Source organism: Streptomyces hygroscopicus subsp. hygroscopicus (assembly GCF_030269125.1).
GTDB lineage: Bacteria > Actinomycetota > Actinomycetes > Streptomycetales > Streptomycetaceae > Streptomyces > Streptomyces hygroscopicus_C.
In genome coordinates, this window is record NZ_BSSM01000002.1 from 450,135 (window position 1) to 462,590 (window position 12,456).

The following is a 12,456-nucleotide window of genomic DNA, read 5'->3' on the forward strand; positions in this document are numbered from 1 at the left end:
CGGCCCTAGGACCGGGTGAACACCGCCACGGTCCGGGCCGGCACGGTGAACGTGCCCGTGTCCGCCGCGTAACCGGAGGTCTTCACCACCGGGTCGGCGCCGGACGCCTGCACCGGGTGCAGCCGGTACGGCGTCCCGGCCAGGCCGGAGACCGTCTGCTTCTGCGCCTGCGGGGTCGCGTTGAAGACGACGACCAGGTCGCCGAGCTTCATCGTGATCACGCCCGGGGTCTCGTCCTTGCCGGACAGCGGGAAGGACAGCTGGTCCTGCACCTGGCCCGAGGTGCCGAGCGAGAACGCCCTCTCCGTCGTACGGATCCTCAGCAGGTCCCGGTAGGCGGCCGACGTACCGTCGATCTGCGGGCAGCCGACCTTGATCGCGGTCAGCAACGGGGTGGCGTACGGCCACTTGTCCTGGTTGTCGGCCGCCATGGGCAGGCCCCGGCCGAAGCCGTTGCCGTCGGCGCAGTTCCAGTGGATCGCGTTGAACCAGTCACCGCTGTCGAAGGAGTTGCGGTCCAGCGACTTCGAGCGCAGCAGATCGGTGCCCGCCTGCGACAGCGACGGGCCCTGCGAGAGGGTCGCCGTGGCCATCGCCAGGACCTGCATCCGGGCGCGGTCCGCGGCGGACGTGCCCTTCGGCAGCTTGTAGGCGAGCGCGTCGAACAGGGACTCGTTGTCGTGCGCGTCCACATAGGCGAGGGCGTCGCCCGGCGCGTCCGCGTATCCGGCGGGCGAGCCGTTGTAGTCGACCTCCGCGCCCGTGACCTCCTTGCCGTCGGTGTCCGTGAAGTGGTACTTGGCGAGGTTGCCGGTCAGCCCGACCTTGATCAGGTCCTGGTAGTGCAGCAGCCGGGCCTTCTGTTCGGCCGACGTGCCGTTGGCGGCCGAGCCGTTGGGGTCGGTGTACAGGCCGGAGGCGAAGCCCTGGACGCCGGGGTCGGCGTCGAAGGGGCTCCCGCCGCGCACCGCGTCCCGGGCCCGGTCGGAGAAGGTGGCGATGCCGGTGCCGGCCATGTTCGCCTGCGTGGCCTGCACGAAGCGGGCGTTGTCGGCCACCTCGCCGAAGTTCCAGCCCTCGCCGTACAGGATGATCTTCTTGCCGTCGACGCCGTCCTTCTCCGGGGTGAGAGCGTCGAGGGCCCTGCGCACCGCGAGGATGTTGGCCTTCGGGTGGTGGCCCATGAGGTCGAAGCGGAACCCGTCGACCTTGTACTCCTTGGCCCAGGTGACGATCGAGTCCACGACCAGCTTGCCCATCATCGCGTTCTCGGGCGCGGTGTTGGAGCAGCAGGTGGAGTCGGCCACCGAGCCGTCGGCGAGCAGCCGCTGGTAGTAGCCGGGCACGATCTTGTCCAGGACGGAGGTGTCCGCCTGGCCGCTGGCCGAGGTGTGGTTGTAGACGACGTCCATCACGACCCGCAGGCCGTCCTGGTTGAGCCCCTGCACCATCTGCCGGAACTGCTTGGTGCGCGCGGTGCCGTCCGGGTCGGTGGCGTACGAGCCCTCGGGCACGGTGAAGTGGTACGGGTCGTAGCCCCAGTTGTAGGCGTCCTTCGCGGCGGTCTTCGCCACGCACGCCTGCTGCCGGTCGGAGTCGGCCGGGTAGGAGGCGAGGTCGCAGTCGGGGCTCTGCTGGTCGGCCTTCTTCTCGGGGACGGTGGCGAAGTCGAAGACGGGCAGCAGGTGCACGTACGACGTCCCGGACCTCGCCAGCTCCTTCAGGTGCCTGGAGCCGTCGCTGTCCTTGTCCGTGAAGGCCAGGTAGGTGCCCTGGTCCTTCGCCGGTACGGTCTTGTCCGCGACCGAGAAGTCCCGGACGTGCAGCTCCTGGATCTGCGCGTCCTTCAGCGGTACGGCCTTGGGCTTGTGCAGCGTGGACCAGCCGCTCGGGGCGAGGGCCTTGTCGTCCAGGTCGGCGACGACGCTGCGCTCGGAGTCCGCGGTGAGGGCGACCGAGTAGGGGTCGGTGACCTTGTTGGTGACCATCCGGCGGACGCTGGGCGCCCACACCTCGACCACGTACCGGTAGGTCCTGCCCTTCCAGGACGCCGGGCCCGTGACGGACCAGACGCCGGTGGTGTCGTCGCGGCGCATCGGCTCCACCGTGCCGTCCAGCTCCAGGGAGACGCTCTGGGCGGTCGGCGCCCACACCGACAGGGTCGGCCTGCCGTGGTGGAAGACCGGGCCGAGCCGCGCCTGGGCGGCGGCCGGGTAGAGGTCGTCCAGGACGCCCGCGGTCTGCACGCCGGTCGCGGCCAGCACGGCGCCGTTGGCGGCGCGCTGCGAGGCGACCAGCTGACCGGTGAGCGCCTCGCGCACCCGGCCTCGGTCCCGCGGGTCCACGGACCAGGCCGTGTAGTCCTTCAGGTAGGGGAACCTGGCCTTCTGGGCGTCGGTGAGGGTGGTCTTCCCCAGCCGGAGCCAGCGCTCGTCGTCGCTGGTCAGCGCGCCGTCCTTGGCGGCGATGGAGCCGTCGTGGGAGTACAGCAGCTGGGTGGAGGCGGCGCCGTCGACGCCGTCCCAGGCGACCGTGTCCCGGTCGATCCAGACCGCCTTGGAGGTGGTCAGGTCGAGGGCGGCCGCGCTGCCCGCGGGCTGCGGCAGCAGGTGCTTGTCCTGGCCGTTCAACAGCCACACCTCGTAGCCGTCGGCCTTGAGGTCGAGGGACTGGTCGGCGGCGAGGTCCTTCTCGTCGCCCTTGTGGATGATGTAGCTGAGGCTGGTGGCACCCGCGGCGAGCGGGACCTCGAAGACCGCGCCATAGGCATCAGTCTTCACCGGCTTCAGCGGGGCCGACCAGTCGGTGGGGTTCGCGGCGCCCGTCCAGACGTGCAGGCCCCAGCCGTCGTAGGCGCCGTCGGCGCGGTGGTAGTGGATGACCGCCTTGGTGGTGTCCGGCGCGGGATACGAGGACGGCCGCTGGGTCAGGAGGTCGGACGTGCCCTGCTCGACCCAGACCTCACCCGTCTTGGTGACGTCGATGCTCCGGTCGGAGTCGACGTCCTTGGTGCCGTTCTTGTCCACGACCAGGAAGCCCACGTTCGAGGCGCCCGGCTTGACCTTGACGTAGGCGAAGGCGCCCCAGGCGTCCCGGCCGGTGAAGGGGTGCCCGGCCGGCCAGGTGGTGCCCTCGCCGTCGGCGATGTCGCCCCAGGCGTACAGGCCCCAGTCGCCGTAGTCGCCGTCGGCGCGCTGGTAGTGGACGATCACGTAGTCGCGCGAGGAGGCCGTGGGCGGGGCGGGCGCGGGCACGGCGCCGGTGGTGCTGCCGGCGGTGGCGCTCGCGGTGTGCCCGGCGCTGTCGATCACGACGGCCTTGTAGCGCAGCGCGGTACCGGCCGGGACCTCCGCGCCGAGGGTCTGGGTGACCTGGTACGGCGCGTGGTCGGCGGAGCCGAGGACCTGCCACTTGGCGTCGCCGACCTGGGCGGCGAAGACCACCCGGTTCAGCCGGCCGCCCGCGACGTCGGCCCCGACGGTCACCGTGCCGGTGGCACCGGGGGCCGGGGCGTTCAGGGTGAGGGCCGGCTTGGTGGCGGGCTCGGCGAGGGTGCCGGCCGCCTTGTAGACGACGGCGGACTCGGCCGGGACGGTGATGGTGATCTCGTGGCCTCCGTCGGAGGTCACGGTGCCGGTCGCGCCGTAGATGCCCCGGTACGGCATCCCGGCCGAACCGGTCGCGAAGGTGGCCGACTCGGCCTCGCTCGCGTTGTTGAACGCGACGACGTACTCCTGGCCGGTGCCGGCGTCGGTGCGGGTGAACGCGTAGATCCCGGCGCCGTCGGCGGCGTACCGCTCGGTCTGCACCCCGTCGGTCAGGGCCGGGTTGGCCCTGCGCAGCGCGGAGAGGCCGGAGATCTGCCGGTAGAGCGGCGCGTGCGTGTCGTACGAGTCGTCGGCGTGGGTGCGGTCGGTGCCGATCTCGTCGTCCGCGAGGTAGGCGGGCACCTGGGAGGCGAACATGGTCTGGCGGGCTTCCTTGTCGCCGCCGTTGCCGGTGAAGCCCTGTTCGTCGCCGTAGTAGACGACCGGGTTGCCGCGGCTGAGGAACATCACCTCGTTGGCCAGTTCGTCCTTCTTCAGGAGTTCGGCGTCCGAGGCGTTCGGGTTGTCCTGCTTCAGGAAGTACCCGATGCGGCCCATGTCGTGGTTGCCGAGGAAGGTGACCTGCTCGTACGCGTTGGCCCGGTCGGTCGTGTACTTGTAGTCGTCGCCGAGGACGCCCGCCAGCTTCCGTGCGCTCGCGCCCTGGGAGGCGTAGCCGCGGGCCGCGCCCTGGAACGGGAAGTCGAGGGTGGCGTCGAGGCGGCCCCGGGTGACGTACGGGGCGGTCACCGAGGTGTCGGTGTCGTACGTCTCGCCGAACATGAAGAAGTTCTTCCGGCCGTGCGCCGCCGCGTACCTGTCGAGCGCGGTGGCCCACTGGGTCCAGAAGTCCAGGTCGACGTTCTTGGCGGTGTCGATGCGGAAGCCGTCGACGGCGAAGTCCTTCACCCACCGCTCGTAGATCCGCTCCATGCCGTGCACGACCTCGGGACGCTCGGTCCACAGGTCGTCCAGGCCGTCGAAGTCGCCGTAGGTGCCGGACTCGCCGGCGAAGGTGGAGTCGCCCCGGTTGTGGTACATCGTCGGGTCGTTGAGCCAGGCCGGGACCTTGGACCGGCTGGTGACCCGCGGGGTGTACGGGAAGGAGGCGTCGGAGACGGCCGGGAACCCCTTGGTGCCGTCGGCGTCGTCGGCGTCGTCGAAGGGCCTGCCGTCCTTCGTGAGGTACGGGTAGGCGCCCTTGGAACGGTAGTCGGAGGAGTTCTCCTCGTTCGTGACCAGGTCGGCGGTGTGGTTGGTGATGACGTCGAAGAAGACCTTCATGCCCTTGGCGTGCGCCTTGGAGATGAGGTCCTTCAGGTCCTCGTTGGTGCCGAAGTGCGGGTCGACCCGGGTGAAGTCGGTGATCCAGTAACCGTGGTAGCCGGCCGAGGCGGCGGCACCCGTGCCCTGCACCGGGACGTTCTTGAAGATCGGCGCGAGCCACAGGGCGGTGGTGCCGAGCCCCTTGATGTAGTCCAGCTTCCGTGTGACGCCCTTGAGGTCGCCGCCCTGGAAGAAGCCCTCGTCGGTGGGGTCGTACCCGGTCGTCATCCGCGAACCGGTGAGCCCGCCCCTGTCGTTGGACCGGTCGCCGTTGGCGAACCGGTCCGGCATGACGAAGTAGAACTGCTCACGGGTGTCGCCGTGCCGGGCCGGCTGGGCCGCGAGGGCCGCGTCCGACGGGGGCGGGGGCGGGGTGGCGGCCTGCGCGGCGCGCGCGGCCAGCGGCTGCACGAGGGCGGCCGTGAGTGCGGCGACGGCGAGCGCCGCGGCTCTCCTGCGGTGGGTGGTGCGACGCCACGCGGGCGTCGGCCATCTCGGTATCACAGGCATGAACTCCTTGCGATGGCGGCTCATTCGGGTCCGACCCCACGCCGCGGCTCGGCTTCGAGGCCGGGCGCCCGCGTGACCGTATCCTCCGCGAAAGGGTTGCAGCAAGAGTCGTGAAACGGTCGGCAAGGAATTTCAAACCCCGTGGCCCGCACCGCCATGGGGGTACGGTGCGGGCCGACCCCCCGTTCAGCAGGAGGACTTGCCGGCGTAGATCGCCAGCGCGGTGTTCGGGGCGACCGAGGCCGTGAACCAGCCGGTGTCGTTGACCGTCACCGTGGTGTTGTTCTGCACGTTGCAGTAGGTGCCGGCGGGCAGCGAGGTCTGGAAGGAGCGACTGGCCGTCGCGCCCTCGTGGTTGATCACCACATAGCCCTTGTTGCCGCGTCCGAAGGCGATCAGGTTGTTGCCGTCGTCCCACCAGTTGGAGACCGCCTGGCCGCGTGTGGCGTTGCGGAAGGCGACCATGGACTTGATCTCGGGCCAGGCGTGCTGGCACTTCCAGCCGTCCTGCCAGCAGGCGTTGACCTGGCCGTTGTTGGGCGGGCCCGCGTCGGCGTCGCTCCACTCGTAGCCGGAGTTGATGTCCGGTGCGCCGTAGGGCCAGGCCAGCATGAAGACGTTGGCCAGGGTGTAGTTGGCGCCGTCCTTGTAGTTCAGGGTGGCGCCGTTGCGCTCGGTGTCGTGGTTGTCGACGAAGACGCCGGCCACGCCGCTGGACATGTAGCCCCAGCCCTCGCCGAAGTTGTTCAGGTAGGCGAGCTTCTCGCTGTTGAACACGCGCTTGAGGTCGTAGGCGTAGCGGAACTCCTGGACGTCCCCGTTGCCGGTGTACTCGGTGGGCTGGACGGCCTCGCCCGCGCCGTAGATGACCTCCTGCTTCCAGTAGGCACCCGGGTTGGTCAGCCGGCTCTTGATGTTCGCCAGGTCGTCGGCGGCGATGTGCTTGGCCGCGTCGATCCGGAAGCCGTCCGCGCCGAGCGACAGCAGGTCGTTCATGTACCCGGCGATGGTCGCGCGGACGTGCTCCTCGCCGGTGTCCAGGTCGGCCAGCCCCACGAGTTCGCAGTGCTGCACGTTCCAGCGGTCCTGGTAGTTGCTGACCGGGGAGGTGCAGTCGTCGAAGTCGGACATCGAGTACAGGCCCGGGTAGCTGTACTTGGTGTACGCCGTGCCGCCCGTTCCGGTGCCGCTGCCGGCCGTCATGTGGTTGATGACCGTGTCCACCACGACCTTCACCCCGGCCGCGTGACAGGTGTCGATCATGTTCTTGAAGGTGGCCCGGTCACCGAGCCGCCCCGCGATCTTGTACGACACGGGCTGGTACGAGGTCCACCACTGGGAGCCCTGTATGTGCTCCTCGGGCGGCGAGACCTGCACGTATCCGTAGCCCGCGGGGCCCAGGGTGCTGGTGCACTCGCGGGCCACCGAGGCGTAGTTCCACTCGAACAGGACGGCGGTGACGTCCTTCGTGCCGGGCGGCGAGGCGTCGGCGGTAGTCGGGGTCATGACAAGGGCGGCGGCCGCGAGGGCGACCGCCCCGGAGAGAGTCTTGCGTACCATGTGGGGGTTCCTTCGTCCTTGAAGGGCTTTTCGCAAAGTTTCAGAAACCTTGCGGTGACGCAGATGTTAAAGGCCCGCTGCCGGAAAAGGCAGCGGGCCGTAGTGAAGTTGATGCAAGAAATTTCAGACGGGGCGTCAGACCGCCACGGTCCACCACACCGTGGTGTCGGCGGGCACCGTCGCCTCGCCACCGGTCTCGGCCACCTCACCGCTCGCGAGCAGCACCCGGCCGTACGCCGGAGTCGTCACCGGCTCACCCGTGGTGTTGGTGACGCACACGAACCCGCCCCGGCGGAAGGCCAGGACGCCCTCGGGCGCGCGCAGCCACTCCACCGACTCGCCGGCGCCCAGGTCCGGCTGGGACCGGCGGGCGGCGAGGGCGGCGCGGTACAGCTCCAGGGTGGAGCCGGCCACCCCCGTCTGCGCCTCCACGCTCAGCTCGCCCCAGCACTCCGGCTGCGGGAGCCAGCTGCCGCCGTCGCCGAAGCCGTACGAGGTCCCCGTGCGGCTCCACGGGATCGGCACCCGGCAGCCGTCGCGGAAGCCGTCCTGGCCCTCGCCCCGGAAGTACGCCGGGTCCTGGCGCACCTCGTCGGGCAGGTCCACGACGTCCGGCAGGCCCAGTTCCTCGCCCTGGTAGAGGTAGGCGGAGCCGGGCAGCGCCAGCATCAGCAGGGTGGCGGCGCGGGCCCGGCGCAGGCCGAGGGCGCGGTCGCCGGCCTGGCGGATCTGGGTGCCGAGGCCGGGCGGGTTGGCGAAGCGGGTGGCGTGCCGGGTGACGTCGTGGTTGGACAGCACCCAGGTGGCCGGGGCACCGACCGGACGCATCGCCTCCAGGGTGCTGTCGATGACCGCGCGCAGCTCGGCCGCGTCCCAGGCCGTCGACAGGTACTGGAAGTTGAACGCCTGGTGCAGCTCGTCCGGGCGGACGTAGTTGGCCGTGCGCTCGACGGTCGGCGTCCATGCCTCCGCGACGAAGATGCGCTCCGGGGGTCCCCCCTGCCCAAGGCTGGGGGAGTACTCGTCGAGGATCGTGCGCCACTGGCGGTAGATCGCGTGCACGCCGTCCTGGTCGAAGAACGGCATGACATCGTTGCCCAGCAGCTTCAGCTGCTCGCCGGAGCCGAGGTCGGGCAGGCCCTCGGCCTTGACGAGGCCGTGCGCCACGTCGATGCGGAAGCCGTCCACGCCCATGTCCAGCCAGAAGCGCAGGATGGAGCGGAACTCGTCGCCGACGGCCGGATGCTCCCAGTTGAGGTCGGGCTGCTCGGGCGCGAACAGGTGCAGGTACCACTCGCCCGCCGTGCCGTCGGGCTCGGTGACCCGGGTCCAGGCCGGGCCGCCGAAGATCGACTCCCAGTCGTTGGGCGGCAGTTCGCCGTTCTCGCCCTTGCCCGGCCGGAAGTGGTAGCGCTCCCGCAGCGGCGAGCCGGGGCCCTCCGCGAGGGCGCGCTTGAACCACTCGTGCTGGTCCGAGGAGTGGTTGGGCACCAGGTCCACGATGATGCGCAGGCCGTGCCCGTGGGCGTCGCGGATCAGCGCGTCGGCGTCCAGCAGGGTGCCGAACATCGGGTCGACCGCGCGGTAGTCCGCGACGTCGTAACCGGCGTCGGCCTGCGGGGAGGCGTAGAAGGGGCTGAGCCACACCGCGTCGACGCCGAGGTCGCGCAGGTACGGCAGGCGGGAGCGTACGCCCTCCAGGTCGCCCATGCCGTCGCCGTTGCTGTCGGCGAAGCTGCGCGGGTAGACCTGGTAGATGACCGCCTCCCGCCACCAGTCACGGGGGTGCCCGGCGACGGTGGCGGTGTCGGTGTCGGTGCCCGGGGCGGCGGTGTGCTGCTGGCTCATGGCTTCCTTGGTGGTAACGGAGTTCGGGTCGTCGGCGCGTGGGGAACGGACGCTGGGGCCCGGACGGTACGGCGGCGGAGGCGGGCCGGGGAACGGAATGCGAGGCGGCCGCGATGTCAGCGGGGTCGGATGGACACCGCGGCCGCCTACCCGCGCGCCGGGCGCGCGGGAGCCTCTGGTGCGTCGGGGCGTCAGCCCTTGGTGCCGCCGGAGGTGAGACCGGTGACGAGGTTCTTCTGCACCAGGTAGAAGAACAGCGAGACGGGTATCGCGATCAGCACCGCGGTGGCGGCCATGTAGTTCCACTCGGCGTCGTGCTCGCTGACGAAGGTCTGGAGGCCGACCGAGAAGGTGTACTTGGAGTCGTCCAGCATGAAGGTGGTCGCGAAGGCGACCTCGGCGACCGCGGTGATGAAGTTGTAGAACGCGGCGACGGCCAGGCCCGGACGGGCCAGCGGCAGGATCAGCCGGAAGAAGGTGCCGAACGGGGTGAGCCCGTCCACCCGTCCCGCCTCGTCGATCTCGATCGGGATCGTGTCGAAGTAGCCCTTGAGCAGCCAGGCGCTGTACGGCACCGCGGTGGTGCAGTTGACGAGGATCAGCGCCCAGTAGGAGTCGATGAGGCCCAGGTCGCTGAAGATCTGGTACATCGGCACGATCAGGACGGCGATCGGGAACGCCTGGGTCAGCAGCAGGACCCACATCAGCTGCTTGTGGCCGGGGAAGCGCATCCGGGAGACCGCGTAGCCGGTGGTCGCGGCGAGCAGTACACCGACGACGGTGGTGCCGAGGGCCACGATCATCGTGGACTTGAACCAGTCGAAGAACTCGGTGTGCTGGAGCACGAAGCTGTAGTTGGAGAAGCTGATCTTCCCCGCGATGCCGCCCGGGTGCAGGTAGTCGTTCTTGTCCGGGCCGAGCGAGAGGTAGACCAGCCAGGCCACCGGGGCCAGCGCGACGAGGCTCGCGATCACCAGGCCGGCGTGCAGCAGGACGGTGCCGAGGGGGCCGCGCTCGCCCGGTCGGCGGCCCTGGCGGACGGGCTTCGCGGCGGGGGCCGGTGCGTCGGCCGGCTTTTCGAGGGTGGTGGTGCTCATGGCGGCGGCTCCTGCGGCGTCAGACGGCGAGCTGGTCATTGCGCTTCAGCCAGCGGAAGTAGAAGGAGGTGAAGACGGTGACGATCGACAGCAGCAGTACGCCGTAGGCGGCGGACTGGGCGAAGTCGCGCGGCTGCTGGCCGAAGCCCAGGTAGTAGGCCCAGGTGACGAGGATCTGGGCGTCCGGGGCGCTGGTCGGTCCGAACAGCAGGAAGATGATGGCGAACTGGTTGAAGGTCCAGATGACGCCGAGCAGGACCACCGTGGAGCTGACCGAGCGCAGCCCCGGCAGGGTGACGTGCCGGAAGCGCTGCCAGGCGTTGGCGCCGTCCATCCGCGCCGCCTCGTACAGGGCGGTGTCGATGGACTGGAGACCGCCGAGCAGCGAGAGCATCATGAACGGCACACCGCACCAGGTGTTGACCATGATGGCGGCGAAGCGCTGCCAGAAGGTGTCCTCCAGCCACTGCGGCTGCGGCAGGTGCAGCGCGTGCAGGATCTGGTTGACCGCGCCGGAGTCGGCGAGCATGATCCGCCAGGAGAAGACGGTGACGAAGGTGGGCACGGCCCACGGCAGCACGAGCAGCACGCGGTAGACGGTGCGGCCGCGCAGCTTCTGGTTCAGCATCAGCGCGAGGCCGAGGCCGAAGGTGTAGTGCAGGGTCACACAGGCGACCGTCCAGACGACCGTCCACACCATGTGGGACCAGAAGCGGTCGTAGGACAGCGGGCCCCAGAGGATGTTCTTGTAGTTGTCCAGACCGACGAACTTGTAGGTCGCGGCGATGTGGTTGACGCCGATGGTGCGCGCGGAGTTGAGGCTGTTGGCGTCGGTCAGCGTGAGGTAGAGACCGCGCACGAGCGGGTAGCCGACGAGCACCGCGAGCACGATGACCACCGGGGCGATCATCGCGTAGGCGTACCAGTACCTCTGGAGGCTGTTCCTGATGCGCTGCCCCAGCCCTGGCCGAGGCGCACGGTCACCGCGGCTCTTGCCGGTCGCGCGGTCGATGGCGACTGTCATGGTTCGACACCTTCGAATGGTTCAAGGATGAGGGCCGGGGGCCGGGCACAGGCCGGTGGCCGCCGGCTGCCTCCTCGTGGGTGAGGCAGCCGGCGGCCGACCGGGCTTACTTGCTGAAGTCGGGGACGAGCTTGCCGATGGCGATGTCGGCGTTGCTCAGGCCCTTGTCCAGCGACTCCTTGCCACTGGCGATCTTCGGCAGCTCGGTGTCGAGCGGCGCCCACAGGGAGCCGTACTCGGGCAGCGACGGGCGGGGCTGGGCGGCCGACAGCACGCTCTGGAAGCCGGCGGTGCCCGGGTCGGCCGTCACCTTGGCCGTGTAGGCGTCCGAGCGGGTCGGCAGGGTGGCGTTCTTCAGGGCGATGGTCTCCTGGGAGGAGGCCGACGTCATGAAGTTGACGAACTTCAGGGCCGCCGCCTGGTGCGCCTTGTCGGAGCCGGCGTAGACCGCGAGGTTGTGGCCGCCGGTCGGGGCCTCCGCCTTGCCGGTGGAGCCGGCCGGGACGACCGCGACGCCCAGGTTGGTCTTGTCCTTGAAGGCGCTGCCCTTGTAGATGTTCGTGTTCTCCCAGGGGCCCTGGATGATCGCGGCGACCTTGCCGTTGGAGAACGCGTCCATGATGTGGGCGTAGGCGTCCGGGGTGGTGTCGGCCTTGTGCAGGCCCTTCCCGGAGAACAGGCTCAGCCACGTGCCGTACGCCTTCTTGGCGGCCGGCGTGTCGATGGTGACCTTCTTGGCGTCGACGTCGACGGTGTCGGTGCCCTCGCCGTAGAGGAACGGCTGGCCGTAGTAGCCGGCGGTGGAGCCCCAGTAGCCGTCGGCGCCGGTCTTGTCCTTGACCTTGGCGGCGTCGGACCTCAGCTCGTCCCAGGTCTTGGGCGGCGTGGTGATGCCGGCCTTCTTGAACAGGGCCTTGTTGTAGACCAGGGCCAGGGTGTCGGTGACCAGCGGCACGCCGTAGGTCTTGCCCTGGTACTGCGCCTGCTTGATCAGGTTCGGCTCGAACTTGGCCTTGTCGGCGAGGGCCTCGGTGCCGTCCAGCGGCAGGAAGTAGCCCTTCTTGGCGAAGGCGGGGGTCCAGCCGACCTCGGAGCGCAGCACGTCCGGGGCACCGGAGGCGCCCGCGGCGGTGTCGAACTTGTTCTGCGCCTGGTCGAAGGGGACGTTGACGTACTTGACCTTGATGTTCTTGTTGGCAGCTTCGAACTGCTGCACCAAGGCCTTGTACGTCGGTGCCTCATTGGTGGCGTTGGAAGTGTCCCACCAGGTGATGGTGACCGGCCCGTCCGACTTGCTGTCGCTGCTCCCGCCGCCGCAGGCCGTCGCCGCGAGGGCGAGGGACGCCACCAGCGCGGAGGCCGCTATGCCACGCCGCATGAGTTCTCCTTGAGGGTTTAAGCCCGAGTGGTACAGGGGGCGGTCCCGCCCGCCCCGTGCGACTTGCCGACTGCGCCGTTGCCGCGGCCGGGCGACCAGGAACGTAACAGCGTTGTAAGCGCCGCG

The 12,456-nt window shown here is 69.8% G+C and carries 6 protein-coding genes; all 6 read right to left on the minus strand.

Annotated features, from left to right (window positions below; genetic code table 11):
* Positions 1-5: 5 nt before the first annotated feature.
* Positions 6-5,417 (minus strand): pullulanase-type alpha-1,6-glucosidase, encoded by a 5,412-nt coding sequence (gene pulA, locus QSK45_RS06505; protein WP_285554648.1) that lies wholly within the window; start codon positions 5,415-5,417, stop codon positions 6-8.
* Between the two features lie 192 nt (positions 5,418-5,609).
* Positions 5,610-6,983, minus strand: a complete 1,374-nt coding sequence (locus QSK45_RS06510) for an alpha-amylase (RefSeq protein WP_285554142.1) — start codon at positions 6,981-6,983, stop codon at positions 5,610-5,612.
* Between the two features lie 135 nt (positions 6,984-7,118).
* Entirely contained in the window at positions 7,119-8,831 is a 1,713-nt protein-coding gene (locus tag QSK45_RS06515) for a glycoside hydrolase family 13 protein (protein WP_285554145.1), read from the minus strand.
* A gap of 191 nt (positions 8,832-9,022) precedes the next feature.
* Positions 9,023-9,928 (minus strand): sugar ABC transporter permease, encoded by a 906-nt coding sequence (locus QSK45_RS06520; RefSeq protein ID WP_285554147.1) that lies wholly within the window; start codon positions 9,926-9,928, stop codon positions 9,023-9,025.
* A gap of 19 nt (positions 9,929-9,947) precedes the next feature.
* Positions 9,948-10,952, minus strand: coding sequence for a carbohydrate ABC transporter permease (locus QSK45_RS06525; RefSeq protein WP_285554149.1), 1,005 nt, complete (start codon positions 10,950-10,952; stop codon positions 9,948-9,950).
* Between the two features lie 106 nt (positions 10,953-11,058).
* Positions 11,059-12,330 (minus strand): extracellular solute-binding protein, encoded by a 1,272-nt coding sequence (locus QSK45_RS06530; RefSeq protein ID WP_285554151.1) that lies wholly within the window; start codon positions 12,328-12,330, stop codon positions 11,059-11,061.
* Positions 12,331-12,456: the final 126 nt, after the last annotated feature.